Source organism: Kribbella sp. WER1 (assembly GCF_054189145.1).
Genome location: NZ_CM135186.1, coordinates 2,309,011 through 2,334,689, shown reverse-complemented (window position 1 = coordinate 2,334,689; position 25,679 = coordinate 2,309,011). Strand labels below are relative to the sequence as shown.

Annotated in this window: 22 protein-coding genes; 11 read left to right on the top strand and 11 right to left on the bottom strand. The window is 70.4% G+C overall.

Annotated features, from left to right (window positions below; translation table 11 throughout):
• The first annotated feature begins 120 nt into the window (after positions 1–120).
• The 3 genes from ACXJJ3_RS11455 to ACXJJ3_RS11445 are packed head-to-tail and all read left to right on the top strand — an operon-like array spanning position 121 to position 3,327.
• Complete coding sequence (locus ACXJJ3_RS11455) at positions 121–2,394, top strand: CehA/McbA family metallohydrolase (protein WP_458169965.1); 2,274 nt, start codon at positions 121–123, stop codon at positions 2,392–2,394.
• The gene (locus ACXJJ3_RS11450) at positions 2,394–2,792 is read left to right on the top strand and encodes a hypothetical protein (protein WP_458169964.1); all 399 of its coding nucleotides are present in this window, start codon (positions 2,394–2,396) and stop codon (positions 2,790–2,792) included. The genes ACXJJ3_RS11455 and ACXJJ3_RS11450 overlap by 1 nt, the downstream gene beginning before the upstream one ends.
• 40 nt (positions 2,793–2,832) lie before the next feature.
• Entirely contained in the window at positions 2,833–3,327 is a 495-nt protein-coding gene (locus ACXJJ3_RS11445; RefSeq protein ID WP_458169963.1) for a DUF5134 domain-containing protein, read from the top strand.
• A 31-nt stretch (positions 3,328–3,358) separates the two neighbouring features.
• Here the strand turns inward: ACXJJ3_RS11445 and ACXJJ3_RS11440 are convergent, their stop codons facing one another.
• A complete protein-coding gene (locus tag ACXJJ3_RS11440) occupies positions 3,359–4,366 on the bottom strand; it encodes a LacI family DNA-binding transcriptional regulator (RefSeq protein ID WP_458169962.1) in 1,008 nt (335 codons plus the stop codon).
• A 106-nt stretch (positions 4,367–4,472) separates the two neighbouring features.
• Here ACXJJ3_RS11440 and ACXJJ3_RS11435 point away from each other — a divergent pair, with 106 nt between their 5' ends.
• Both ACXJJ3_RS11435 and ACXJJ3_RS11430 read left to right on the top strand, forming a co-directional pair.
• Positions 4,473–5,462, top strand: a complete 990-nt coding sequence (locus ACXJJ3_RS11435) for a twin-arginine translocation signal domain-containing protein (protein ID WP_458169961.1) — start codon at positions 4,473–4,475, stop codon at positions 5,460–5,462.
• Between the two features lie 23 nt (positions 5,463–5,485).
• Positions 5,486–8,164 carry a sugar-binding protein gene (locus ACXJJ3_RS11430; RefSeq protein ID WP_458169960.1) on the top strand — a complete coding sequence of 893 codons (2,679 nt, stop codon included), beginning with the start codon at positions 5,486–5,488 and terminating at the stop codon, positions 8,162–8,164.
• 2 nt (positions 8,165–8,166) lie between these two features.
• Here the strand turns inward: ACXJJ3_RS11430 and ACXJJ3_RS11425 are convergent, their stop codons facing one another.
• Positions 8,167–8,331, bottom strand: coding sequence for a hypothetical protein (locus ACXJJ3_RS11425; RefSeq protein ID WP_458169959.1), 165 nt, complete (start codon positions 8,329–8,331; stop codon positions 8,167–8,169).
• Positions 8,304–8,768, bottom strand: a complete 465-nt coding sequence (locus ACXJJ3_RS11420) for an NADP-dependent oxidoreductase (protein ID WP_458169958.1) — start codon at positions 8,766–8,768, stop codon at positions 8,304–8,306. The genes ACXJJ3_RS11425 and ACXJJ3_RS11420 overlap by 28 nt, the downstream gene beginning before the upstream one ends.
• A gap of 24 nt (positions 8,769–8,792) precedes the next feature.
• Between ACXJJ3_RS11420 and ACXJJ3_RS11415 the strand changes: the two genes are divergently transcribed.
• On the top strand, positions 8,793–9,431 hold the full coding sequence (locus ACXJJ3_RS11415; RefSeq protein WP_458169957.1) for a TetR/AcrR family transcriptional regulator: 639 nt from the start codon (positions 8,793–8,795) through the stop codon (positions 9,429–9,431).
• Here ACXJJ3_RS11415 and ACXJJ3_RS11410 read toward each other — a convergent pair.
• From ACXJJ3_RS11410 to ACXJJ3_RS11385, 6 genes are read right to left on the bottom strand one after another with little or no spacing between them, the layout of a single operon-like run.
• Positions 9,401–11,692, bottom strand: a complete 2,292-nt coding sequence (locus ACXJJ3_RS11410; RefSeq protein ID WP_458169956.1) for an FAD-dependent oxidoreductase — start codon at positions 11,690–11,692, stop codon at positions 9,401–9,403. The genes ACXJJ3_RS11415 and ACXJJ3_RS11410 overlap by 31 nt on opposite strands.
• Positions 11,693–11,722: 30 nt before the next feature.
• Positions 11,723–12,451: an IclR family transcriptional regulator gene (locus tag ACXJJ3_RS11405; RefSeq protein WP_458169955.1), complete on the bottom strand. Its 729-nt coding sequence runs from the start codon at positions 12,449–12,451 to the stop codon at positions 11,723–11,725.
• A gap of 55 nt (positions 12,452–12,506) precedes the next feature.
• Positions 12,507–13,991, bottom strand: coding sequence for a MutS-related protein (locus tag ACXJJ3_RS11400; protein ID WP_458169954.1), 1,485 nt, complete (start codon positions 13,989–13,991; stop codon positions 12,507–12,509).
• Positions 13,988–15,502 (bottom strand): MutS-related protein, encoded by a 1,515-nt coding sequence (locus ACXJJ3_RS11395; protein ID WP_458169953.1) that lies wholly within the window; start codon positions 15,500–15,502, stop codon positions 13,988–13,990. Before ACXJJ3_RS11395 ends, ACXJJ3_RS11400 begins: the two co-directional genes overlap by 4 nt.
• Positions 15,499–16,230 carry a hypothetical protein gene (locus tag ACXJJ3_RS11390; protein WP_458169952.1) on the bottom strand — a complete coding sequence of 244 codons (732 nt, stop codon included), beginning with the start codon at positions 16,228–16,230 and terminating at the stop codon, positions 15,499–15,501. The genes ACXJJ3_RS11395 and ACXJJ3_RS11390 overlap by 4 nt, the downstream gene beginning before the upstream one ends.
• A gap of 18 nt (positions 16,231–16,248) precedes the next feature.
• Entirely contained in the window at positions 16,249–17,502 is a 1,254-nt protein-coding gene (locus tag ACXJJ3_RS11385; protein WP_458169951.1) for a flavin-containing monooxygenase, read from the bottom strand.
• Positions 17,503–17,629: 127 nt separating this feature from the next.
• On the opposite strand from ACXJJ3_RS11385, the gene ACXJJ3_RS11380 reads away from it, so the two are divergent.
• From ACXJJ3_RS11380 to ACXJJ3_RS11360, 5 genes are read left to right on the top strand one after another with little or no spacing between them, the layout of a single operon-like run.
• Positions 17,630–18,559 (top strand): LysR family transcriptional regulator, encoded by a 930-nt coding sequence (locus ACXJJ3_RS11380; RefSeq protein WP_458169950.1) that lies wholly within the window; start codon positions 17,630–17,632, stop codon positions 18,557–18,559.
• Between the two features lie 42 nt (positions 18,560–18,601).
• Positions 18,602–19,039, top strand: coding sequence for a RidA family protein (locus tag ACXJJ3_RS11375; protein WP_458169949.1), 438 nt, complete (start codon positions 18,602–18,604; stop codon positions 19,037–19,039).
• Positions 19,036–19,704, top strand: coding sequence for a DUF1028 domain-containing protein (locus ACXJJ3_RS11370; protein ID WP_458169948.1), 669 nt, complete (start codon positions 19,036–19,038; stop codon positions 19,702–19,704). Before ACXJJ3_RS11375 ends, ACXJJ3_RS11370 begins: the two co-directional genes overlap by 4 nt.
• On the top strand, positions 19,697–20,824 hold the full coding sequence (locus ACXJJ3_RS11365; RefSeq protein WP_458169947.1) for a M20 family metallopeptidase: 1,128 nt from the start codon (positions 19,697–19,699) through the stop codon (positions 20,822–20,824). The genes ACXJJ3_RS11370 and ACXJJ3_RS11365 overlap by 8 nt, the downstream gene beginning before the upstream one ends.
• 2 nt (positions 20,825–20,826) lie before the next feature.
• Complete coding sequence (locus ACXJJ3_RS11360; RefSeq protein ID WP_458169946.1) at positions 20,827–22,218, top strand: aspartate ammonia-lyase; 1,392 nt, start codon at positions 20,827–20,829, stop codon at positions 22,216–22,218.
• On the opposite strand, the gene ACXJJ3_RS11355 is transcribed toward ACXJJ3_RS11360, so the two are convergent.
• A complete protein-coding gene (locus tag ACXJJ3_RS11355; protein ID WP_458169945.1) occupies positions 22,215–24,170 on the bottom strand; it encodes a primary-amine oxidase in 1,956 nt (651 codons plus the stop codon). The two genes, ACXJJ3_RS11360 and ACXJJ3_RS11355, sit on opposite strands and share 4 nt — an antisense overlap.
• Positions 24,167–25,672: an APC family permease gene (locus ACXJJ3_RS11350; RefSeq protein WP_458169944.1), complete on the bottom strand. Its 1,506-nt coding sequence runs from the start codon at positions 25,670–25,672 to the stop codon at positions 24,167–24,169. Before ACXJJ3_RS11350 ends, ACXJJ3_RS11355 begins: the two co-directional genes overlap by 4 nt.
• Between the last annotated feature and the right edge of the window lie 7 nt (positions 25,673–25,679).

The following is a 25,679-nucleotide window of genomic DNA, read 5'->3' as shown; positions in this document are numbered from 1 at the left end:
GCAGCTCGCGGCTCCGGGCCGGCTACTACCTGGCCGCGCTCCGGCCGGAGTACGAAATACCCGCGCCAGATGGGGGCGCGGCGACTAGTGTCGGTGGCCGGTCCACGATGAGGAGGCCCCGTGTTCCAGCCACTGCTGGCATCCGCGACTCGAGCCGTTGAGAAACTTCGTGACATCGGTGAGCCACTACCCGACGACCTGACCGCCAAGCTGGCTGCGGCCACCGACGCCGCGCAGGTCGACGAACTGCTCCGCCCGTACGTGATCGTCGAGTCCGAGATCGACGAGCAGGGATTGACCGCCAGTACGCCGGGGGCCGCGCCGCCGCGGCTCGTGCAGCACGGGTGGCGGAGCTTCCTGGTCCGGGTCGCGAACCCGCACGGGCTGCTCGGCACCCTGGCGGCGCCGTCGAACCATGTGCTGAACACTGTCGACTTCCACAGCCATTCGGCCCGGATCGCGATGCCGGACACGCTGACCACGGTGCCGCGGATCGCGAGCAGCTGGCTGGAGGTGAAGCTCGCCGGGTCGGCGGACGTGTCCGGCGTCGACGTCGAGTACACGGTGATCAGCCTGTACAGCCGCGACGAGGGGACGCTCGGCGGTGAGCTGTCGCTGGTCCTGGCGGTGGAGGAGCAGTTCGACAGCATCACCCGGCCGCCGATGCGGAAGGCCTGGCAGCGGATGGGGTTCGAGGCCCGGCAGTACGCCGCGAAGTTCGACTTCGACTGCGCCGCCGCGCGTGACATCCGGCTCGACGTCCGGGAGCCCGACGGCAGCAGCAGCGTCGCGGCGCTGACGGTCCGCGACGGTCAGCGCCGGGCGTACCCGTCGAAGGCGATGCGGCTGGCGCCGGACATGTTCTTCCACGACCACGTGTACCGGGCGACCGGCGAGGTGCTCACGCTGCCGGCCGGCCGGTACGAGATCTCCGCGCGCCGCGGGCCGGAGTACCGCGAGGTGCGGATCGAGGTCGACGTCGCGGCCGACACCGAAAAGCTGACGATCGGCCTCGACCGCTGGGCCGATCCGGCCGCGCACGGGTACTACTCGGGCGACCCGCACATCCACGCCGGCGGCTGCTCGCACTACAACGTGCCGTCCGAGGGCGTGACGCCGGAGACGATGATCCGGCACGTCCGCGGCGAGGGCCTGTGGATGGGCAGCGTGCTCACCTGGGGGCCGTGCTACTACCACCAGAAGCAGTTCTTCAGCGGCTCGTCGATCAGCCCGCGCGCCGAGCTCGAGTACCCCGCGATGCAGCAGGTGCAGGGGATGACCTGGGCGCCGCAGGACACCGACCGCGACGGCGAGAGCCTGCTGCGGTACGACCTCGAGGTGTCCGGGTTCCCGTCCAGCCACTCCGGGCACGTCATCCTGCTCGGGCTCACCGACCAGGACTACCCGGGCACGAAGATCATCGAGGACTGGCCGTCCTGGAACCTCCCGGTGATGCGCTGGGGGCACGCGCAGAACGCGCTCGTCGGGTACGCGCACTGTGGCCTCGGCCTCGCGGTCGAGACCGACGAGTTGCCGAACTACGTGGTCCCGGGGTTCCAGTCGATCGGGTCGAACGAGATCGTCGTCGACGTACCGCTGGGGTCGGCCGACTTCCAGTGCGGCGCCGAGTTCGCGCCGGCCGCCGAGCTGAACATCTGGTACCACCTGCTGAACGTCGGCTACCGGACGCTGATGCTCGGCGAGACCGACTACCCGTGCATCTACGACGACGGCCCGGGCGTCGGGCGCACCTACGTCCGGCTGCCGGAGCCGCCGCAAGGCCCGCAGGCGTTGGAGTCGTGGCTCGGCGGGCTGAAGGACGGCGCGTCGTACTTCGGGGACGGCCGCAGTCACGTGTACGACTTCGCGGTCGACGGATCCACCGACCGGGAACAGTCCGCCGCGGCGGCGGGCACCGTACACGTCACGGCGACGGTCGCGGCCTGGTTGCCCGAGGAGCCGCCCGCGGCCCCGGCCGCCGGTCAGCCGGTGTACTCCGCGCCGGTCGGCTGGCACCTGGAGCGGTCGCGGATCGGGCAGACCCGGAACGTCCTCGTCGAGGTCCTGGTGAACGGCGTACCGGCCGGATCCCAGGAGATCGTTGCGGACGGCAACGAGCAGGAGCTGGCGTTCGACGTCGAGCTGGAGCGGTCGTCGTGGATCGCGGTCCGGATCCTGCGCAGCGTGCACACGCAGCCGATCTTCGTCGAGGTCGCCGGGCAGCCGATCCGGGCGTCGCGGCGGAGCGCGCAGTGGTTGCACGATTCCGTCGACGCGTTGTGGACGGCGAAGTCCGGCTTCATCCGGGAGAGCGAGCAGGCGGCGGCACGGTCGGCGTACGACGAGGCGCAGGCCATCTACCGGACCCGGCGCGACGAATGCGAGGTGGACTGATGGCAGGCTGCTGCGATCCGGTCGAGACGACCGCGCCGCTCTCGGTGGTGATCAACCCGGAGGCCCGGGTGAACGTCGCCACCACCGGCCACCGGGTGCCGAGCCTGGCGGCGGGTGAGTGGCACACGGTCGAGTTCCCGATCGTCAACACCGGGTTCGTGACCGGTGAGCTGGTGATCGAGACCGACCCGGTGCCTGGCGTCGAGCTGGACCTGCCGGTGCACGAGCTGACCGGCGCGCCGAATCAGGACGGCAGCCTCCGGATGCGGTTCGACGGACCGGCGGTTGTGGACGTGACGCTCCGGTTCCGGGCGCTGGGCTCGCTCGGCGGTCTCGCCCTGCACAGCTCGCTGCACCTGATCCTCCGATCGCACCGGGCCTTGCTCCCGCTGGCCTGACGCATGTCGAGGACCGCCGTCCAGCTTCGACGTCTTTGATGTGAACGAGCTACTGACGGTGGTCTTCGGTACGACGGCGTTGTACTGCCTGTGGCGCCTCGCGACCGGGCGCGGGCGCGGGATCGACGTCTTCACCGACGTGAACCACGTCCTGATGGGCGCGGCCATGCTCGCGATGCTGTGGTGGCCGGCCGCGGGCGTCGCGCGCTGGCTGCAGGTGGTGCTGTTCGGGGGCGCGGCGGTCGTGTTCCTCCGGCACCTCGCCCGTTTCGCCGAGGTCGCGGCGCGGGCAGGCGCGCTGATGCACGCCGCGATGAACCTCGGGATGGTCTGGATGCTGACCACGATGCCGATGTCGCTCCGGAGCTGGACCGGGATGCTGAGCTGGGTCGTCACCGCCTCGCTCGCCCTGGCCGCGGGCTGGTGGGTGCTGCGTGCGGCCCGCTGCAGCGGGCACCGGCTGATGTGCTGCTGCCACGCCCTCGCGACCGCCGGAACGGCGGCAATGCTGGCGGCGATGAACCCCATTCTGTGAAACTGCTTTCACGGCGTTTTCCGCCATGAATTCAATGCCGGCTGGAAGGCCCGGTCGCGAGCGTCGGCGTGGTGAAGTGCTCGCCCGGGGCGTGCTCGGCTGCCGTCATGCTCGCCGCGCCCAGCCGGCCCAGCTCCATCAGTTCGAGGTCGACCGAGGTCAGCTGCCGGGAGCCCTCCTGGTCGACGACCGTGCCCTCCCAGTTGTCGACGCCGACCAGCGCGACGTCGTCGGGGACCCGGACGCCGGCCGCGGCGCAGGCCTCCAGTGCACCGAGCGCGATGTGGTCGTTGCCGCAGAACACCGCGTCGAACGTCGCGCCCGATCGGAGCAGCTCGGCCATCGCCGCCGCGCCGCGCACCCTGGTCCAGTCGCTGTGGATGACCGGGCCGACCGGCTCCAGCCCGGCGGCGGTCAGTGCCTCGGTCATCCCGGCCTGGCGGCGCTCGGCCGCGATGCTGTTCGGCGGCCCGCCGAGATGCGCGATCCGGGTGTTGCCGGTGTCGATCAGATGTTGTGTCGCGAGCCGCCCGGCCTCGCGGTTGTCCGGCAGGTAGAGCACGTCGTTCGGGTCGCTGGACGCGGTGAAGATGTACCGCACCGGCACGTCGAAGTGGTGCGTCAACGACGGTGACGTGTGCTCGTGCCCGTCGCCGATCACGAGTAGCCCGTCGATCCGCCGCGCCTGCAGTTCGCGGAGGCTGTCGGACATCGCCTTGCTCTCCTGGACGTCGCCGTCGTACACGAGGGCGGCCTGGTTCTGTGCGCCGAGCTGCAGGATCGCGCCCATCGCGACCGGGCGGGCGAACGTGTTCTTCGCGCGGTGCGTCAGTACGCCGATGGTCCCGCTGCGGCCGGAGGCGAACGACCGGGCCAGCGCGTTCGGCCGGAAGTCGAGCCGGTCGGCCGCGGACCGGACCCGCTCGCGGGTGGCCTCCGAGATCCGCGGGTTGCCGTTCAGCGCCTTGGAGGCGGTCGCCAGCGAGACGCCCGCGACCGCCGCGACATCGCTCAGACGCACACTTTTCTCTCTCGGCACGTCGAAAAGCATATCTCCGGTGCCGAGGCCTTGACGGGACACCCGATCAGAACGGATGCTTCGGCGAAGTGTGAAACCGCTTTACCACCTCATTCCGGAGGCACACATGATTCACCGCCGGACATTCCTGAAGGTCTCCGCGGCCGCTGCCGCCGCCGTTCCGCTGGCCGGGCTGAGCCAGCTGCCCGCGTCCGCCGCCACCACGCTGAGCGCGTGGGGCGTCTGCGGGCACCCGCCGTCGATCGACGACACGTCGTACCCGGCCGACGGCGTCTGGGACCAGCTCGCCCTCGCCGCCTCGCTCGGTGTCGGGTACTACCGGGTCGACTTCATGATCCCGACCACCGACTCCGCCTCGACCGACTGGAGCTGGTACGACGCGATCGTGTCCGCCGCCCGCGGCAACGGCGTCCAGCTGATGGCGATCCTGACCGTGCCGGACGCGATCGCCGACGCCGACAACGGCTGGATCCAGAGCCAGGTGTCGATGCTGGTCAGCCGGTACGCCGGCCAGATCCCGCTCTACCAGATCCAGAACGAGATGGACGGCGTCGCGATCAACGGACCGGGCGTCGACGGCTCCTCGATCAACGACTACAACCCGGACCGGTACGCCGCGGTCCGCGACCGGATGTGGGCGATCTGCGACGGCGTCCGGAACTCGGACTCGCAGGCCGGCCGGGTCGTGAACATGACCTGGAAGCACACCGGGTTCCTGCAGCTGCTGAACAACGACGGCCTGCCGTACGAGATCAACGGCCTCGACTGGTACTGGGGCATGGACGACCTGCTCGCCGTCCTCGAGGTGATCAACCGCTTCCAGCAGCGGGAGATCCTGCTCACCGAGCTGAACATCACCGACGGCACCCAGTCGGCGTCCGAGGCGGAGCAGGCGGACTACATCGCGAACACCGTCCAGACGCTTCGGGCCTCCGCGCCCGACAAGGTGCACGGCGTCTACGTGTACGAGCTGTTCGACCAGCCGGCCTGGGACGACTCCCAGGCGCACTACGGCCTGGTGCACGTGAACCCCGACGGCAGTTGGGGCGCGCGCAAACAGGCCTTCGACACCTTCCACCAGATCATTACAGGTTGACGAACCGAGTCGGAGACAACGTAATGAAACGCAGAACGTTCCTCAGCGTCAGCGCCGCGGCCGCGGTCGTGCCGTTCACCGCAAGCCGAGCGGTGGCCGGTCCGGCGGCTCCTGCGGCTTCGATGCCGCAGCAGGCGCTGGCCGCTTCCAACGTGTTCGTGGTGCCCAGCGTGCCGCGACTCGTCGTACCGAAGGCGAAGCCGGGGGAGAAGGTCACGGTCACGGTCACGGCGCCCGGTGGCGACCGGGTCTGGTCCGGGACCGCGCGCGGCGGGGCCAGCGTGGTGGTGCCGGTCGGGACCGGGTACTACGACATCAGCTACGAGTTCTCCGGGCAGTCGGTGACCGACTCCTTCTGTGTGCTGAGCAAGCTCGCCGGCGTCGTCCCCGGTCTGGGTGTGAACACGCACTTCGGCTTCGGGCCCGACCCGTGGGACCCGAACGTGCTCGCCCCGCTGGTCGCGGCGGCCGGAATCGCGACCGTGCGCGACACCGAGGAGTGGTGGGGCGCCGAGCCGACCAAGGGCACGTACGACTTCACGCTGTACAACACGTACCGCGACGTGCTCCGGCGGAACGGTCTCACCGACCTGCCGGTGCTGAGCTTCAACAACGCCAACTACGACGGCGGCGCGACCCCGTACACCGACGCTGGCCGCTCAGGGTTCGCGTCGTACGCGGTGGAACTGGTCAAGCAGAATCCGAACGTCGCGGCGGTCGAGGTGTTCAACGAGTTCAACATCCCGACGTTCGGTGCCCGTGGCAACAGTCCGGCGAACTGTCAGCCGGACTACTACTTCCTGTTGCTCAAGGCCACGGTCACCGAGCTGCGCAAGCACTACCCGCACCTGAAGTACGTCGCGCCCGCAACGGCCGGCGTACCGCTGGACTGGATGAAGGTGGTGTTCGACAGCGGCGGCCTGGACTACATCGACGGCGTCTCGATCCATCCGTACAACTACCCGGCGTCGCCGGACTCGCTCGCGCAGCAGGTGAAGAGCGTCGCCACGCTGATCGAGTCGTACGGCGTCCAGCGCGACATCTGGATCTCCGAGCTCGGCTGGCCGGCCGGTACGGCGCACCTCGCGGTCGACACCCGGTCGCAGGCGGCGTACGCGGCGCAGGGCGCGGCGGCCGCGTACTCCGCGGGCGTGACGGACTTCTACTGGTACGACTTCATGAACGACGGCACGAATCCGGGCGAGACCGAGCAGAACTTCGGCATGGTGACGATGGTGCAGGGCGGCGCGAGCCGGCCGAAGCCGGCGTACGTCTCCTACGCCAACCTGGCCCGACAGCTGTCCGGCGTCACGAAGAGCAGCCTGAAGCAGGACTCGCCCAGCGCCGGTGTGCACCGGGTCGTGATCCCGAACGGGCCCGCAACGACCTGGATGCTCTGGGCGGACGGTCCGACGCCGTTCGGCGTCAACGCCGCGCGGTCCGCGACCTTCACCGACGCGTACGGCGACAGCGCGCACGTCGACGGCCGGCTGTCCGTCACGCTCGGGAAGGAGCCGGTCTACGTCGCGACGACAGGTGCGATCGCCGTCGCGCCGGTCGTGCGGCACCAGCTGACCGCGAACGACGCGAAGCGGGGCGAGAACCTCACCGCCGTGTGGGTCGTCGACAACATGACCGGGTCGCGGCCGGCTGGTGCGCAGTTGTCGGCCGGTGGGAAGACCGTTGCCTCGGTCACCGTTCCGGCCGGCGCGAAACGCAGTACGGAGGTCTCGTTCGGGCCGGCGTCGGAGATCGGGTGGCGGACGGTGCACGCCTCGGTGACGGAGGCCGGTGCCGTGGTCGGCAAGCTGGTCGCGGACTACCACGTCACCGAGCCGCTCGCGCTCGCCGTCCAGCATGTGCTGAGGGACGGCGCGGACCAGCTGCGGATCCAGGTCACCAACGGCAGCAGCGCGGCGCAGACGGTGCCGACGATCGCGTGGACGGTGGGCTCGGTCAAGGACTCGGTGTCGGACGTCGCGATCGCGGCCGGAGCGGTCGACGAACGCTTCATCCCGCTCACCGGCGGGGCGGCGTACAGCGTGACCGCGACGATGAGCGACGGTACGCCGTTGTCCGCGAGCGGTACGGCGGTCCTCGTCGCGGCGGCCGACCTGCACCACGCCACGAAGAAGACGATCGCGATCAACGGCGTGAACCAGCTGGCCGGCACGAGCCCGTCCGGCACGTCGAGCGAGGGGAGCGTGCAGGTCACCGGGTACAACGGGCCGCAGGACCTGTCGTTCGACTTCTGGGTCACGTACGACGCCGACAAGCTCTATCTCACGGTGGACGTCACCGACGACGTCCATCACGCCACCGCCGGCGGCGACCAGATCTGGCAGAACGACTCGCTCCAGTTCGCGGTCAGCTCCGGTACGCCGGGGGAGGCCGCCAGCTGGAACGAGATCGGCGCGTCCCTGGTCGGCGCCGACATCGACACCTGGCGGTGGTCCGGGCCCGCGACCGGGCCGCTGCCGGCGGGTGACGCCGCGATCGTCCGGAGCGGGACGACCACGACGTACACCACCGGCGTCTCGTGGACCGACCTCGGCATCGACCCGACCGGCAACCTGGTCAGCGTCTCGCTGCTGGTCAACGACAACGACGGGCAGGGCCGCAAGGGCTACATCGAGTGGGCCTCGGGGATCGGCAACGGAAAGGACTCGGCGCTGTTCAAGGCGTTCGTCCTCGACGCCTGACCTCAGGCGCGGATCTGGATGACGGTCTTGCCCTTGGCCCGTGCGGTCGAGGTGAAGGTGGCGACGGCTTCGTCGAGCGTCGCCACCGTGCCGATGTTGGTGCGCAGCCGGCCGTCGCGGACCCTCTGGGCGATCTCGGTCAGCTGGCCGCGGTAGGCCTCGACCACGAAGTCGATCGCGAGCCCGTCCGCGGGCCGGTGCCGATCACGTACGCGCCGGCCTCCCGGGCGAGCTGGGTGACCATCGTCCCGACCGCACCGGCCGCACCGTGCGCGAGTACGGTCTGCCCCGCCTGCACGCGCCCGTGCTGGAACAACCCCTGCCACGCGGTCAGTCCCGAGATCGGCAGGCTGGCACCGACCGTGAAGTCGACGTCGCCCGGCAGCGGCGCGAGATTGCGCGACTCGACCGCGACGTACTCGGCCAGCGTGCCGTCGCGGTGCCAGTCCGTCAGCCCGAACACGCGCTGCCCGACCGACAGCCCCGTCGTCCCGTAGCCGAGCGCGGTGACCACCCCGGCCAGCTCGTGCCCGGGGATCGCCGGTGCCCGGTCGCGACCGGCGCGATCGGTCCACGTCGACGGCCACTCCAGCTCGGTCGGCAAGCGGTCGGCGGTACGGTGGGCGACGTGACTGCACCTGGGACCGCGACGGACGCGCCGGCACGTCGGCTGACCGCTCGCGGCCTCGCCACCAGGGCCCGGATCGTGGAGGCGGCGGCGGACCTGATGTACGTCCGTGGGGTCAATGCGACCACGCTGGACGACGTCCGGGCGGCGAGCGGTACGAGCAAGTCGCAGCTCTACCAGCACTTCGCCGACAAGGACCAATTGGTCCGGGCGGTCGTCGCGCTCCGGTCCGGCCAGGTCCTCGAACGCGAGCAGGGCTACCTGGAGCGGCTGCGCTCGTTCCGCGGCCTGAAGCGCTGGCGGGACGCTTTGGTCCAACGCAACGCGCTCCAGAACGGGGCGTACGGGTGTGCGCTCGGCTCGATGGCCAGTGAGCTGTCCGACCAGGACGACGAGGCGCGCGCGACCCTGGCCGAGACCTTCGCCGAATGGACCGGCCTGATCGCCGCCGGCCTCCGGCGGATGCAGGACAACGGTGCCCTCGCCGCCGCGGCCGACCCCGACAAGCTCGCGGTCGGCCTGATGGCGGCGCTACAGGGTGGCTACCTGCTCGCCGGGACCCAGCACGACATCACCCCGATGGAAACCGCGCTCGACATGGCGCTCGATCACATCCGCTCGTTCCTCACCGGCTCGTAGCAGCGCAGGTCGAACAGCGCCACCGGGACGTCGCCGTGGGACGCGACGATCTCCACCGAGAGGTCGTCGGTGGCGAGCGGCGGGTCGAACGTGAGGGTGTTGCGGGTCTGGTGGTTGCCGGTCCGTTCGGCCACGACGCGGTCGCCGGCGCGGACGACGTAGTCCCGGGCGCAGAACGGCATCGCCCGCTCGGCGTGGTTCCACGACACCGACTCCATCGCCTGGTCGAAGTCGGTGTCGAAGCTCAGCTCGACCCGGCCGATCTGCTGGACGCCGTCCCACCGCAGCCGGACAGTCGGCCGCTCGTCGTCGAGGCCGGCCGCCCACGCGTTCGGCTGCGCCGTCGGGCGGGCGTGACCGTTGCGCAGGTTCTCGACCTGCCAGGCCTGCACCGGCGGGTCGATCGACACCGCGAAGTTCCGCCCGTCCGGTCGCCGCTCCGGCGTCCAGAACTCGACCCGCGGCCGCCCGACCGACTCGTCCGCCTCTTGCGTCGACTTGTGCTGCACCGACACCAGCCCGGTCGCGTGCCGGGTGGTGGTGTGGACCGCGACGTCGTCGTTCTGCAGCAACACCACGAAGATGTACCGCGGCTGGTCGACCGCCCCCGCCACATCCACCGTGATCTGTTGCGCAGGGCCCGCATCGAGGGTGAAGTCCTGCGTGGCGAGCACGACGTCGGGCGTGTAGTCGTCCGGCTGATTGCCCGCGCGGAGCTCGACCGTCAGCGTGGTCGGCGCAGCGACGTCGACGGTCAGCGTCAACTGGGGGAGCGGACCCGCGGGGAGCGGCAGGAGCTGAGCGCGTGGGTGGTCGAGCGGCACGGGCGGGGCGTCGTCGGGAAGCGTGCCGAGGATGAATGAGCTCGACGCGGACAACTCCGCGCGCTGCGCAAGATCCTCCGGATCATCCAGCGGTACGCCGGGAATGTGCTGCCCCGTCCGCAGCAACTCGCGCTGCAACGTCCGCATCCGCTCAGGCTCCACCAGCTCGGCAGGCAACACCCCCGCGCGACCGCAGAGTACGGCGGCCATCCCGGCGGCCTGGCCGATCTGCGCACACGTCGCCATCACCCGCGTCGAGGCGAACGCGACATGGGACACGCTGATGATCCGCCCGGCCAGCAGTAGGTTCGGCACGTCCCGCGAGACCAGACAGCGGTAGGGAACCTGGTACACGCCCCGTGGGTGCAGGTGGTTGCTCCCCGCGTGCTCGCTGAACACCCCGTCGGCCGGATGCAGATCGATGGACCACCCGCCGGACGCGATCGCGTCGTCGTGCCGCCGCTGCTCGACCAGGTCCTGCTGCCGCAGCATGTACAGCCCCTCGAACCGGCGGCTCTCCCGCTTGCCCGGGATCAGGCCGACCCACTCGAGCGTCAGCGTCTCGGCCTCCGGGAACTCACCCGAGTTCTTCAGGTGGTTCCAGACGCCGTACACGACCTTCCACAGTTCCCACTTGATCTCCTCGGTGTCGTGCACGGTGTCCAGTCGGCCGCCGTACTCGATCCACCACAGCCGGCAGCCCTGCACCGACGTGTTGAAGCTTCGCCAGCGCGGGATCTTCGTAATGTCGGCCAGCGCGTAGTCCGGCGGCGTGAACGTGACCGGTACGCCGACGTCCTTGCTGTAGAAGTAGATCGACTGCCCGAGCAGCCCGCCGTACGACTCCGACGGCGCGAACAGCTCACCGAACTCGTCCCGGCCCTCCGCGCCCATCCGATACGCCCCCCCGGCCAGGTACCCGAGGACGCCGTCGCCGGACGCGTCGCAGAACAGCGGCGCGGCGACCTCGTACCGGGTCGAGTTCTGGCTGCAGAACGCGGTGACCGACGTGATCCGGCCGCCGTCCTTCGCGACCGCGGTCGCCGCGGTGTTCAGCAGCAGCCGGATGTTGTCCTCAGCAACAACCTTGTCGAGCAGGACGGCGTCGAAGAGGACCGCGTTGCCCTCGGGGTTGCGGTACGTGTTCTCGACCAGCAACTCGTCGAGTACGCCGCCCTCGCGTGACCAGCGGTTGTTGTTGAACATGTGTGCGGTCGCCCCGAGCGCCCACAGCCGGACCTCGCTGGAGGCGTTCCCGCCGAGCACCGGGCGGTCCTGGACGAGTACGACGCGGGTCCCGGCGCGGGCGGCGGTGATCGCCGCGCAGGTGCCGGCCAGTCCGCCGCCGACGATCACCAGCTCGGCCTGCAGGTGCTCGGTACGGAAGGCTCGTTCGGCGACGGCAGGGTCCACGGTCAGGAGTTCACGGGCGGTCATCGGGCTCCTCAGGCTCAGTTCAGGCTCGGGTCAGGCTTGATCGATCTGCTCGGCCGCCTCGATCAGCGCGGCCTTCAGCTCGGGTACGTCGTCGTCGCGGAACTTCCCGGCGAATCCGATCCCGGCGTACGACGCCTCGCCCACCGGGACGGCCAGCGTGCGCCGCCCGAGATCGGTGGACACCAGGGCGTACCCCTGCTCGCGGATCTGCCGCAGCCGCCCGAGCAGGTCGTCCACCTCGGGCGGGTCGAAGCTCAACGGCAGCAGTGGCGGCTCGGTCGGGTCGTACAACTCCCGGACGGCTTCCTCGCTCTGCTGGGCGAGCAGCACCAGGCCGATCCCGGACGACGCTGCCGGGAACGGCAGGCCCTGCACGATCCCGCGATCCGCCGGGCTCTCCGGATTGACCTGATACAGGTACGACGTCTGGTCGCGCCACAGCACACCGAGCGCGACCACATGGCCGTACTGGTGCAGCGGCGGCAGGTACCGCATCGCCCGGTTGACCAACCCCGACCCGAACAAACTCTGCGCGGCCAACGCGTGGATCCCCGGGCCCGGCCGGTACTTGCGGCTCGCGTCCTGCTCGGCCAGCCCCATCGACGCGAGCGTGCCGAGCAACCGGTTCACCCTGGTCGGCTCGAGCCGCAGCATCCGCGCCAGCTCTCGCGACCCGACCGGCGCGGTGCAGGCCGCCAGCGCCTGCAGACAGGCAAGCCCGTCCATCAGCGACCTGTTCGGCTGCGCGGGGAGCTTCATGGTGCTTTTATAGCACCACTCTCATGGCAGGCGAAAGAGCACGAACCACCCGGACTCAGCCGAGGATCTCCCGGGCGAGGTCCTCGCCATGACTTGAGGTGTGTGGCGGCGCCTCGGTGAGCTTGAAGGTCCGGCGGCCGTCGGCGAGCCGCTCGGCGCGAAGGAACAGCGTCGCCGGGTCGTGGTCGTCGTACAGGGTGGTGGTGAGCTCGGTGAGGTGGGTGACGAAGACGACGCGGACGTCGGCCTCGCGGAGCGCGCGGAGGATATCGAGCGCGAGGGCCGATCCTTCGCGTTCGTTGGTGGAGGCGAACGACTCGTTGCAGAGCAGCAGTGCGCCGGGCCGGAGGCGGTCGACCATCCCGCTGAACCGCTGGAGTTCCTCGTCGAGCTTGCCGCTGTGCATCGTCGCGTCCTCCTCCCGCTGGTAGTGGGTGTGGACGCCGTGGCAGATACCGGCGCTCAGCGACTCCGCCGGGACGAACATCCCGGCCTGCAGCATCAGCTGCGCGAGACCGAGCGACCGGAGTGCCGTCGACTTGCCGCCCTGGTTCGCTCCGGTGATGACGACCGTCGCGGCGCCGTCCGCGGCGAGGTCGTTGCCGACGACCCGATCGTCGATCCGCAGCACCAGTCCGGCGTCGTACAGGCCGCGGGCCGTGAGGCTGAACGGCAGCGCGGCCTTCACCTCCGGGAAGCAGGTCGGCGCGCCTCTCGCCGTCAACCGGTCGTGCAGGTTCAGGCAGCCGAGACAGAACGCCAGCTCCGTCCTGAGCAACCGGAAGAAGGCGAGGACGTGGTCCGCGGCCTGGGCGACGGCGTTGGCGACCAGGTTCAACGCCTGCTCGCGCAGGTGCACCAACGCCTGTACGCCGCTGTCGTCGCGGTCCGGGATCTGGATCGTGAACGCGTCCTGCCCGGTCCGCGGCAGCCACCGGCGGCGATCCCGGCGGCCGTCGCCCGGGCGCCGCAGCACGTATCCGGTGCCGCGGTTGCCCGCTCCGAGTTCCGCGCCGAGGACGACGCCGTCGGCGAACCGGAGCCGTTTGAGCTGCGCGTCCACGGTCGCGAAGTACTCGTCGTCGAGGTCCGTCGCGATCATCCGGAAGAACCTGCCGAAGCCCTCGGACCGGAAACGGCCCGCGGCCGGATCGGCGGCAGGATCGGCGACGGTGCGGAGCCGTCGCAGTGCGGTCATGAGTACGTCGAGCAACTGGCCGGAGCTGTGCAGGATCCCGTCGGCGCTCCGGAAGTACCGGTAGACGCGCTGCTCGGACTCCAGCGCCTCGACCGCGACGCGGTACAGCTCGCGGACGACGTCCGGCTCCCGCAGGCAGTCGCGGAGGACGTCCTGCCGGTACTCGACGTCGTCGGTGTCCTCCAGCGACTGCGCGACGACCTGCGCCACGACCTCCCGGACGATGGTGTCGCCATCGGCCATCGCGTCGTACAGCCGGTCGAGCCCGAGGTCGCGGACCAGGTCGTCGGCATCGCGGGACGCGTCCAGGTCCCGGTCGCGGTACAGCAGGTTGACCTTCACCGGTCCAGCCGCCTTCGCAGGTCGTCGTACCCCAGCCGGTACTTCGCGGCGATCGCGGCGGCGTACGCGCGCCCGTCGGCCGGGGCACGCACGACGCGGAACGTCCGTACGGCGGGATCGGCTGGGTCGACGGTGCTGACCAGGCTGACCCGCGTCGCGCTCGGCGCCGCCAGCTCGTCGAGGAACGTGACGCAGACGCCGAGCAGCCCGCGGTCCTCGAGGTCCGCGAGGACCCGCCCGGCAATGGCGGTCGCGTCGCGCAGGGTGGTGGAGTTGAAGACCTCGTTCAGGATCACGATGCTGTCGCCGGTCGCCCGATCGAGGATCTCGCGCGTCCGGACCAGGTCGTCCTTGAGCTTCCCGCGCAGGTCGTCGGGGTTCTCCTCGCGCCCGAAATGCGTGAACAGCCGGTCGAAGAGGAACAGCTCGGCCTTCTCGCCCGGCACCGGCAGCCCGAGCGCGGCCAGCTGGTGCAGCTGCCCGAAGGTCCGCGCGAACGTCGTCTTGCCGCCCTGGTTCGGCCCGGTGACGACGAAGATCCGCTCCCGGTCCGCGAGCCGGAAGTCGTTCCGTACGACGGTTCGCCCGGCGTCGACCGCCGACGCCGCGAGCGCCAGGTCGAACGTACCGGTGGCACCGACGGCCTTCGACGCACTGACCACCGGGAAGCAGAACGGCAGCCCGGCGTCCCGCAGCGGCTGGATGTGGTCGAGGTACGACAGGTAGAACTGCACCTCGCGGTCGAACCGGGTGAGCACCGGATCCACGAACGCCGGATACCGGTCGCTGAACCGCTGCAGCGCACCGAAGGCCTCCGGGTGCAGGTCGGCGACCCGGCGCAGGATCGCCCCTTCGAGCTGGTTGACCGCGGGCGAGGTCTCGAAGGTGATCCGGTAGTCCTTCGCCTCGCCCTGCCGGAAGCGCGCGAACGTGTCCTCGATCTCGGCGCTGTAGTCGGACCCGCCGGCGGACCGGCTCACGGTGACCGCGTTCGGCTTCAGGTGCAGCTGGTACCGGACGCCGGCCAGGTCCGCCACCAGCTTGTTGCTGTCGGCAAGCAGCTCCTGGAAGCCCGGCGATCCGGCGTACTCCGTGAGGTACTCGTGGAGCGCGCGCAACCCGCGGGACGCCGGCTGCAGTGCGGTGAGTCCGGTGACGGCCGCGCCGTACGTCTCGGCGGCGCTGAGCAGCCAGCGTTGCCGTTGCAGTTCGTGATGCAGCTTCTGCGCCTGCGCCAGACACGTCCGCACCGACACCATCCGTGCCGCGAACTCCCGCACGCACTGCGAGACCTGCTCGTTCTGCAGATCCTTGACGACCTCGTGCCGCCAGCCGACCGCTTCCGCCGAGCGGACGGTCCGCCGGAAGAACGGATCCAGCTCGTACTCCGCCCGCCCGGCCGTCACCGCGCGCACGACCTGGTCCAGCCGCAGGTCGCCGAACGCCTCGGCGCCCATCGCCTCCGCGCTCGCCGAACCCGGCGGGAACAGCACGCTCAGGTCGGTCGTCACGACGGCCAGGAGCTGTGGTCGATGCCTTCGCTGCTGACGCGGATCTTGAGTTCCGCGGCGACGGTGGGGGTGAGGCTTCCGACGTCGACGAGGACGTTTTCGCCGGTGGCTGTCAGGAGTCTGATGGCGCACTCGGCGGTGAGTGTTGCCCAGAGGGTGTCGTCGCGGGGGTTCGGGATGCCCAGGAGTTCGCCGACCACGCTGTCGATCGGCTCGGGGTCCAGCCAGCGGCCCGCGGGTGGGGTGGAGTGCTGTGTGCGGTCGACCCAGATGACAGTGCTGCCGTCCAAGTCGGGCGGGTCCTCGGCGGGCGCGGCCGGTGCAGCTGGGGCGGGGAGGGCGAAGCGGGGGCCGTTCTTCCGGGAGCTGCCGGACAGTTGGAGCCTGGTCTCGGTCTGGATCGCCGGTGCGAGTGCGTCGAGGGCGTGCGCGACGTAGTACCCGTCCGGGCCGTTCGCCATGATCCGGGCCAGCGGTCCGGGGAAGCTGATCCCGTGCCCGTCGTCGTGCAGCTCGGTGAACAGGATCCGGGCCTGCGGGAACATGTGCCGCAGGTTGCCGAGCAGTTGGCCGCTCACGACCGGGGTGAGCAGGATGTTGGCGGTCGACGGCGCGGTCCGGATGTCCACCACGACGTACCCCTCGCCGAGCAGTTCGCTCAGCTCGACCCGGGCGTTCGCGGACAACGGCATCGCGGTCACCACCAGGACGTCCCCAGACCCACCCATGCAGTGACGCTACACGAGTCAGCCGTCCCAGCGGGTCCGGTACGCGAGGTAGTTGCGCTGGGTGGCGATGTGGCCGGCGATGTACTTGGCGTCGTGCCAGACGCCCCAGATGAAGCTGGAGCCGCGGCGGGAGAGCCAGGGCAGGCCGACGAAGTAGACGCCGGGTTCGGTGGAGACGCCGCGGCGCTGGCGGGGGCGGCCGTTCTCGTCGAAGGCGTCGACCTGGAGCCAGCTGTAGTCGGTGGCGTAGCCGGTGGCCCAGAGGATGCAGCTGATGCCGGACAGGTCGAGTTCGAGCAGCGGGTCGGTGACGGACTCCGGGTCCGGGCCGAGTTCGCGGGCCGACGGTTCCTCGGGGAGGTCGAGGCCGTTGCGTTCGACGTACGCGTCGGCCTGGTCGAGCAGCGCCAGGTAGTTCGCGTCGCCGCGGGCGATGTTCTCGCCGAGGTCGTTCGCGAACCGCAGGACGCCGTCGTCGTACGACGCGGTCATGCCGGCCAGCTGGATCCCGGAGGCGGCCAGCGCGCGGAAGTCGACGGTGTGGCCGCCGTGCGCGCCGCTGACCGCGATCGTGACGTGCTCGGCACCGGCCGGCGGGGTCTCCAGGTCCCAGAGGCCGAGGACGCCGAGCCACCAGCAGAAGTCGCGGCCGCGGTAGCTGCGCGGCGGCCGGTCGTGCGGGCCGACCGACAGGTACATCTGCCGTCCCGACCGGCGGAGTTCGTCGGCGATCTGGACGCCGGACGAGCCCGCGCCGACCACGAGTACGGCGCCCGCGGGCAGCTGATCGGGATTGCGGTACGCGTTCGAGTGCAGCTGGACCGGACCCGCGTCCGCCGGGACGATCGGCGGGATCACCGGCCGCTGGAACGGTCCGGTCGCGGCGACCACGAACCGGGTGTTGATGGTGCCGTCCGACGTCTCCACCCGGAAGCCCGGGCGGCCGTCGTGCTTGCGGACCGACGTCACGTCGACCCCGGTGCGGATCGGCGCGGAGACCTTCTCGGCGTACGCGACGAAGTAGTCGGCGACCTGGTCCTTCCCGGCGAACCCGTCCGGGTCCAGGTCGAAGAACTCCAGCCCGGGGAACCGGTCGTGCCAGGCGGGCCCGTTGGCGACCAGCGAGTCCCAGCGCGCGGTCCGCCAGCGCTCGGCGATCCGGTCCCGTTCCAGGACCAGATGCGGTACGCCGAGGGAGCCCAGGTGCTCGCTCATCGCGACGCCGGCCTGGCCCGCGCCCACGACGACGACCTCCACCTCCAGGTTCGACATCCCCAACCTCCAGTCCGTCCGGAACACTGTCTCGCTTCGAATCCTCAGCGTCCGGCAATCCCCGTGTCCAACAGATCTTCCTGGCGTTCTAGTTCCGCTCGATCGATGCAAGGGCCTAGAGTGAGTCATGGCCCAGTACACCCTCAGGCAGCTGGAGTACTTCGTTGCCGTGGCGGAGGCGGGCAGCGTGACCGCCGCGGCGCAGTCGATCCACCTGTCGCAGTCCGCGCTGTCCACGGCCCTGGTCGAGCTGGAGCGGGCGCTCAACGTGCAGCTGCTGCTCAGGCACCACGCCCGTGGCGTCACGCTCACGTCGGCGGGCGAGCAGCTGCTGGCGGCGAGCCGGCTGCTGCTCCGGCAGGCGGCCGAGCTCGCGGACGAGGCGCGCGGCCTCGGCGACGAGGTGAGCGGGACGCTGCACCTGGCCTGCTTCGGCGTACTGGCGCCGTACCTGCTGCCCGAGCTGCTCGCGGAGGCGGCCGAGCGGCTGCCCGGCCTGGCGGTGAACACCAGTGAGGTCGACCTGGAGGAGCTGGTCGAGGGAGTGGCGAGCGGCCGGTTCGAGATCGCGATCGGGTACGACATCACCGCCGATCCGCGGGTCGAGGTGACGTCGCTGTACACGTTGCCGCCGTACGTGCTGCTGCCGCGGACGCACCGGCTGGCCCGGCGGAAGAAGGTGAAGCTGGCCGAGCTGGCGGAAGAGCCGCTCGCGCTGCTCGACCTGCCGTACAGCCGTGACTACTTCACCGGGATGTTCCGCGCGGTCGGGCTGAACCCGACGCCGCGCTTCCGGTCCACGAGCGCGGAGACCTGCCGGGCGCTGGTGGCCCGCGGGCTCGCGTACACCGTGCTGAACGTCCGCCCGCGGAGCTCCGGTCGCGCCGACGCGCGCGAGGTGGTGGCCGTCGACATCGCGCACGAGGCGCCGGCGCTGGACGTCGTCCTGATCAAGGCGACCGGCGTCCGGCCGACCCGGCGGGTGGCGGCGGTCGAGGAGCTGATCGCCGACCTGGTCGAGCGTGGATCGATTGCGTCGATGTTCGGGGCCCAATAGATCGTCTCGACAGCACCCGCCGGGCTTCCTAGGCTCGGTGGTATGACGCACCCAGCGGAGCCGATCGTCGTCGGCGGCCACACCCGGATCCGACCGTTCAACACCCGCGACACCTACCCCGAGCAGAATCTCGACAACGACCTCTGCCAGGCCGTGGTGGCCGGCAACACGGTCTACGTCCGCGGGCAGATCGGGCAGAACCTGGACACCAGCGAGTCCGTCGGTATCGGCGACGTCGAAGCGCAGACCGAGCAGGCGATGGCGAACATCGAGCTGCTGCTGCGTGAGGCCGGGGCGCGGATGGAACACCTGGTGAAGCTGACGATATACATCGTCGACCCGCGCTACCGCGAGCCGGTGTACCGCACGATCGGCCGCTGGACGAAGGGCGTGCACCCGATTTCGACCGGGATCGTGGTGTCGGCACTGGCCCGTCCGGAGTGGCTGGTCGAGGTCGACGCGATCGCGGTGATCGCGTGACGTTCTCGGTGCTCGGTACCGACGGGAACGGCGCCGTCGGCATCGCCGTCACCTCGTCGAGCCCGGCGGTCGCGGCCCGCTGCATCCACCTCCGCGCGGGCGTCGGTGGCGCGTCCTCGCAGAACGTCACCGATCCCCGGCTCGGTACGGCGCTGCTCGACGAGCTCGCGAACGGCGCGGATCCGCGGACCGCGCTCGGCAACGTCGTACGCGACCGGGAGCTGATCGAACACCGCCAGCTGACGGTGCTTTCCCTGGACGGCGCGGGCGCGGCGTACTCCGGTGACCAGGCGCTCGGCATCCACCACGACCGGGCCGCTGCCGGGGTGGTTGCTGCTGGCAACATGCTGGCCGGGCCGGAGGTCGTGGACGCGATCGTCGAGGCGTTCGAGTCGTCGACCGGCGAGCTGGAGGAGCGCCTGCTGACCGCGCTGGAGGCGGGCCTGAAGGCCGGCGGCGAGGCCGGACCGGTCCATTCCGCAGGGCTTTCCGTCGTACGCCGGGTGCCCTGGCGGGAGACCGATCTGCGGGTCGACTGGAGCGACGAGCCGGTGCAGGATCTGCGCGCGCTGCTCGACCGCTGGCTTCCGCAGCGCGACGACTACGTCACGCGCGGGCTGAACCCGGCGGCCGCGCCGTCGTACGGCGTTCCCGGCGATGAGTGACGCCCGGCTCGCGGTGGCGCGGACGGTCGGCGCCGACGCCGAGCGGCTGATCCAGCTCTCGGAGAACCTGCACGCGCATCCCGAGACCGCCTGGCAGGAGCACCGTTCCGCGGGCTGGGTCGCCGAGGCGCTCGACGAGGCCGGCTTCACGGTGACGCCGGAGTACCTCGGGCTCGAGACGGCGTTCCTCGCGACGTACGGGAACGGGCCGTTCCGGCTCGGGCTGTGCGCCGAGTACGACGCACTGCCGGGGCTCGGGCACGCCTGCGGGCACAACCTGATCTCGGCGATCACGGTCGGCGCGGCCCGGGCGCTCGCGCCGCTGGCGGACGCCGCCGGGCTGACGATCGAGGTGTACGGCACGCCCGCCGAGGAAGGCGGCGGCGGGAAGATCGAGCTGCTCGACCGCGGCGCGTTCACCGGGCTGGACCTCGCGATGATGGCGCATCCGGCCCCGGTCGACGTCGCGGAGGCCGAGCCGTTCGCGGTGTCGCACTCGCACATCACGTACCAGGGCAAGGCCGCGCACGCGGCGGCGTACCCGGAACAAGGCGTCAACGCCGCCGACGCGTTCACGATCGCCCAGGTCGCGATGGGCCTGCTCCGGCAGCAGCTGCCGCCGACGGTCCGCGTCCACGGCGTGATGACCAACGGCGGAGAGGCCCCGAACGCGATCCCCGCCCGCACCGAGGGCCGGTGGTACGTGCGCGCCGAGTCGCTCGCGCAGCTCGCCGAGACCGAGGAGCGGGTACGGCGCTGCTTCGAGGCCGGCGCCCTCGCCACCGGGGCCACGCTCGACATCACCCCGGAGAGCAAGCCGTACGCCGAGTTCCGTACGTACGAGCCCGCGCTGCAGGCCTATGTCCGCAACGCCGAGGCGCTCGGCCGGGTGTTCGACCCGGGGACGCCGGCGCGGCGGATGAACCGGGCGTCGACCGACATGGGCAACGTGTCGCAGATCGTCCCGGCCATCCACCCGTACGTCGGGATCGGGTCACTGCCGGCGCTGAACCATCAGCCCGAGTTCGCCGCGCACTGTGTCGGCGGTGACGCCGAGAAGGCGCTGCTCGACGCGGCGACAGCGCTGGCCTGGACCGCGCTGGACGTGGCCGGGAGATGAGCATGCGGACCGAGTTCGACTCGCTCGGGTCGCACGACGTACCGGCGACGGCCTATTGGGGCGTGCACACCGCGCGGGCGCTGACGAACTTCGCCGTCAGCGGGACCCCGGTCGGCAGCCACCGTGAGCTCGTCGCCGCCCTCGGTGCGGTGAAGCTCGCCGCGGCCCGGGCGAACCACGACCTCGGCCTGCTCGACGACCGGCGGTACGCCGCGATCGCCGCGGCCGCCGAGGAGGTGCGCGCCGGGAAGCTGGACGACCAGTTCGTCGTCGACGTCGTCCAGGGCGGCGCCGGTACGTCGACGAACCTGAACGCCAACGAGGTGATCGCGAACCGCGCGCTGGAGATCCTCGGGCTGCCGCGGGCGGCGTACGACGAGGTGCATCCGCTCGACCACGTGAACCGGTGCCAGTCGACGAACGACGTGTACCCGACGGCGGTCCGGCTCGCGCTGATCGCGGCGATCGAGCGGCTGACGGCTGCCACGGCGGCGTTGGCGGAGGCGTTCGCGGCGAAGGCGACGGAGTTCCGCGCCGTACCGAAGATCGGGCGGACGCAGCTGCAGGACGCCGTACCGATGACGGTCGGGCAGGAGCTCGGGGCGTTCGCGGTCACGTTGCGGGAGGAGCTGGCGCGGCTTGCGGACTCGCGTGGACTGCTGTGCGAGATCAACCTCGGCGCGACGGCGATCGGGACCGGGATCACGGCGCATCCGGAGTACCGGCGGCGGGCGGTCGCGGAGCTCGCGGAGATCACCGGGCTGCCGTTGGTCGGTGCCAGTGATCTGGTCGAGGCGACGAGTGACACCGGTGCGTTCGTGCAGGTGTCGGGGGTGTTGAAGCGGGTCGTCGTGAAGGTGTCGAAGATCTGCAACGACCTGCGGCTGCTCGCGTCCGGGCCGCAGGCCGGACTCGCGGAGCTGCGGCTGCCGGCGCGGCAGGCGGGGTCGAGCATCATGCCGGGCAAGGTGAATCCGGTGATCCCGGAGCTGGTGAACCAGGTCGCGTTCTGGGTGATCGGCACGGACGTGACGGTCACGATGGCGGCCGAGGGCGGACAGCTGCAGTTGAACGCTTTCGAGCCGGTGATGTGTCATGGGCTGCTGCAGGGTTTTGCCTGGACAGCCGCGGCGTTCGACGCGCTGCGGGAGCTGTGCGTCGACGGCATCACGGTCGACGCGGCAGCCCTCACGGCGGCCGCCGCCCACAACGTCGGCCTGGTCACCGCGCTCACGCCCCACCTCGGCTACACCCGCGCAGCAGAACTAGCCAAAGCAGTACTCGCCGGCACCGGCGACGTACGCACACTCGCGCTGGCCACTGGCGACCTGACAGCTGAGGAGCTGGACACACTCCTCAGCCCGCAGGTTCTCGCCAACCTTCACCACCTCTAATGACAGCAGTGATCTGTTGTACTGGCCGGCCTTGGTGCATCGAGGGCTGGGTTCTGGTTGAAGAAGCCGCTGGGTTTGAGGGTGAAGCCGGTGTAGTCGACCGGCATGATCGGCCAGTCCTCGGGGCTGGGAAAATGCGTCAGGCCGAACGTGTGCCAGACGACGATGTCCGTTCCGTCGACGTCGCGGTCTGCCTGGGTCCAGGTGTCGATTCCGGTGTTTCCCCTGCTCTGGTTGACGAATCGCCCTGACGGGTACCGCTGGTTCTCGTCCTGTGCCGTCACCCACAGGTGCTTCGTCGTGAAGGCGGCCCGGCGCGCGATCGACGACGACGGATCGGCCAGCAGCGTCGGCTGACCTTCCGGATGCAGCGTGTACCCGACCGGCTGCCCGAGCGCGTTCGTCACGTTCGGATTCACCAGATGCCACGTCCGCCCGACCGCCCCGTCCGCGAGCCGCGCCGCCTCGCCCTCGGTCCGCAACCGGGTGGACCGCCGCGTGAACGCGTTCCCGTACGGATTCGCGTCAGACACCGGCACCCGCACCGCATCCACCTCGTCGACCGCGTTCCCGACCCCGTCGATCATCAGATCCAGCCGCGCCGAGAACAGATGCTGGTGGTACGGCGCCCCCACGCCCGGCGCGATCTCACTCGCCCACGGATACCCGGCCCCGGGGTACGCCGACGCGAACACCACGCCGGTCGCCTTGCACTCGAGCTCGATCGTTCCGTCCAGGTACAGGTACCAGTAGAACCCGTAGTCGTAGTTGCCGACCGTGATGAAGAACGAGATCACCAGCCGCCGCTGCCGCCGGGTGGAGCTGGTGCCGTTGTAGGAGTCGGTGTGCTTCCACAGCACCCCGAAGTCCTCCTCGTGCATGCAGATCGCGTTCTCGATCCGCCGCGGCAGCCCGTTGTCGTCGGCAACGATCGCGTCGAAGTAGTGGATCTCGCCGAGGCAGTCGCAGCCGAGTGCGAGCGAGTTCGCTTCCTTGCCGAGCGAGTACTCGCCGGCGTCGAAGTAGTTCTGCCAGAACCGCACCGGCGACGGATCGCCGTACGGCACCACCATCTCGGCGACCGAGGCGCGGTACACGATCGGCCGGACCCGGCCCTGCGTCCGGTCGTGGAAGCCGAGCTGGTGCAGCGTCAGGCCCTCGACCTGGTCGAACCCGATCCGGAACTCCCAGTTCTCCCACCGCACCAGGTCGCCGTCGACCGTGAAGCTCGGCCCCTCGGGCTGGGTGATGACGATCGGCCGCTGCGTGGTCCGCTCGGGCGCCGTACCGGGTCCGCGCTCGAAGTCGGCTCGATCCAGCGGTACGTCGAACTTGCCGGCGTCGATCAGTTCGACGACCTCGCCGGAGTTCAGGTCGACGTACGCGACGATGCCGTCGATCGGGTGCGCCCAGACGTTGTCGTCGTCGTCCAGCTGCAGGAACGACAGGCAGCGGACCAGCCGGCGCCCGTCCTCCCCTTCGAACTCGAAGTGCCCGGCGCTGAGCGCGGAGATCCGGATCCGCTCGGGGGTCGTGAGGCCGCGGCGGGCCATCGCGGCGCACCACTGCTCATCGGCCCAGAGGATCCGCTCGACCAGGTCGAACTCCTCGCCCATGATCGGCGGCTGCCCCTCGTCCACCAGGTCGACTTCGCGCCGGGAGACGACCCGCTCCTCGGTCAGTGACACGACGACCTCGGTCACGGTGCCGGCGCCGCGTTCGAGCAGTACCGAGCACACGCGCCGGTCCCAGGCCTGCCCGGGCTGCCAGGCGAGGACGTCCGCCTTGGCCGGTTCAGCGAGCTGGACGAGCGGGAACCGGGTCGTGGGACCGATCAGCCCGGCCGCGTCCAGGACGGCGCGGTTGTGCGAGATCTCCGCGGCACTCAACCGGTCGAGCGGGTGGGTCGGGCCGGTGGTCCGGGTGGGGCCGGGGTTGGCGATGGTCGTCATCCGACACTGCTCCTGTCAGGGGTCTGGTGGTCGATCGATACGGCCCGGCGGACGGGCGCCCCGCGCAGGTAGCCGATGATGCCGAGGGCAAGCAGTACGACGAGGGTGCCGATCGTGAAGAGCTCGAACGTGCCGCGGCTGACGCCCCAGACGTCGTGGAACCCGTACTCGATGCCGAACAGCGGCTCCAGCGTGCCGGGGAAGATCGCCACCCACGAGCCGAGCAGGATCCACGCGAAGCACAGCCACCCCATCGCCGCGAACCAGCGGTCCGGCACCGGGACCCGGAACGGGCGCGGCCGCTCCGGATCGACCGTGCGGAGCCGGATCGCCGCCGGGATGACCAGCAGGTACGACAGCAGGAACGTCGTGATCGCGATCGTCAGTACGACGCCGAAGATCGCCCCGGCGCTGCCGCTGACCTTCATCGCGACCAGCATGAACACCGTCGCGACCGTGCCGGACAGGAAGTTGACCCGGACCGGCGTACTGAGCCGGCGGTTGAAGATGCCGAAGAAGCCGCCGAAGAACGCGCCGTCCGCGGCCGCGATCGCCTGCATCCGGTCCGAGATAATCATCCACGCCGCGCCCTGCGTCATCAGCACGAACACGAGACAGACCGACAGGATCTTGAGCAGTACGTCGGCGGCGCCGCCGTACACGCCGAAGACGGTCGCGGTGGCGTCGAAGAACCCGCCGATCCCGGTGATCTTGTCCTTCGGAACCACCAGCAGGATCGAGAAGATCGGCAGTAGGTAACACAGTGCGGCGATCCCGCTGGACCGCAGGATGCCGAACGGCACGTCGCGTTTCGGGTTCTTCATCTCGCCGGCGGCGCTGTTGCCGGACTCGAACCCGAGGTAGGCGAACAGCAGCAGCGGTGTCGCGCCGAACAGGCCGGTCAGCGTGGGGGAGAAGTCGTGGAGCGAGAGGTCGGTGACGCCGTTCTTCACCGCGTACAGCACGGCGGTGCCGACGAACACGATCAGCAGCACCACCTTCAGGATCGCGCCGACGGTCGGCAGCCACTTGCCGTATCGAAGACTGACGATCGCGGCGAGGACGGTCAGCCAGATGAAGACCAGCTTGAACACGTAGTCGACCGTCGACCCCGAGGTGATCTTGGTCAGGTTGACGTTCCAGCCCTCGGTCGCGAGGAAGGCCATCGAGCCGCCGACCCAGACCGGCTGCGTCACCCAGGTCAGCAACGCGGCGATCGCTCCTGCCTTGCGACCGAAGGCGTCCCGGACCCAGGTGTACGCGCCGCCCTCCTCGGTGAACGCGGCACCGGTCTCGGCGAACAGGAGACCGTACGGGATCAGGAAGAGCGCGGCGAGGACCAGCGTCCAGGTGAACGCCTCCGCGCCGAACGTCGAGACCTGCCCGAGCGTCTCGAGGCCGACCACCGCGGCGATCAGCAGGAAGACGAGGTCGAACCGGCCGAGCGTCTTGTGCAGCTTGGACTCTTGCTCCTGGGCGAGAGCGGTGGGGGTGGCGGACATCGCGATC

What these genes read in the sequence shown, in the direction of transcription:
- ACXJJ3_RS11435 (WP_458169961.1), top strand. Translation starts at nt 4,473, where the DNA reads ATGATTCACCGCCGGACATTCCTGAAGGTCTCCGCGGCCGCTGCCGCC.
- ACXJJ3_RS11410 (WP_458169956.1), bottom strand. Translation starts at nt 11,692, where the DNA reads ATGACCGCCCGTGAACTCCTGACCGTGGACCCTGCCGTCGCCGAACGA.
- ACXJJ3_RS11355 (WP_458169945.1), bottom strand. Translation starts at nt 24,170, where the DNA reads ATGACGACCATCGCCAACCCCGGCCCCACCCGGACCACCGGCCCGACC.
- ACXJJ3_RS11380 (WP_458169950.1), top strand. Translation starts at nt 17,630, where the DNA reads ATGGCCCAGTACACCCTCAGGCAGCTGGAGTACTTCGTTGCCGTGGCG.
- ACXJJ3_RS11450 (WP_458169964.1), top strand. Translation starts at nt 2,394, where the DNA reads ATGGCAGGCTGCTGCGATCCGGTCGAGACGACCGCGCCGCTCTCGGTG.
- ACXJJ3_RS11430 (WP_458169960.1), top strand. Translation starts at nt 5,486, where the DNA reads ATGAAACGCAGAACGTTCCTCAGCGTCAGCGCCGCGGCCGCGGTCGTG.
- ACXJJ3_RS11390 (WP_458169952.1), bottom strand. Translation starts at nt 16,230, where the DNA reads ATGGGTGGGTCTGGGGACGTCCTGGTGGTGACCGCGATGCCGTTGTCC.
- ACXJJ3_RS11350 (WP_458169944.1), bottom strand. Translation starts at nt 25,672, where the DNA reads ATGTCCGCCACCCCCACCGCTCTCGCCCAGGAGCAAGAGTCCAAGCTG.
- ACXJJ3_RS11385 (WP_458169951.1), bottom strand. Translation starts at nt 17,502, where the DNA reads ATGTCGAACCTGGAGGTGGAGGTCGTCGTCGTGGGCGCGGGCCAGGCC.
- ACXJJ3_RS11405 (WP_458169955.1), bottom strand. Translation starts at nt 12,451, where the DNA reads ATGAAGCTCCCCGCGCAGCCGAACAGGTCGCTGATGGACGGGCTTGCC.
- ACXJJ3_RS11375 (WP_458169949.1), top strand. Translation starts at nt 18,602, where the DNA reads ATGACGCACCCAGCGGAGCCGATCGTCGTCGGCGGCCACACCCGGATC.
- ACXJJ3_RS11360 (WP_458169946.1), top strand. Translation starts at nt 20,827, where the DNA reads ATGCGGACCGAGTTCGACTCGCTCGGGTCGCACGACGTACCGGCGACG.
- ACXJJ3_RS11365 (WP_458169947.1), top strand. Translation starts at nt 19,697, where the DNA reads ATGAGTGACGCCCGGCTCGCGGTGGCGCGGACGGTCGGCGCCGACGCC.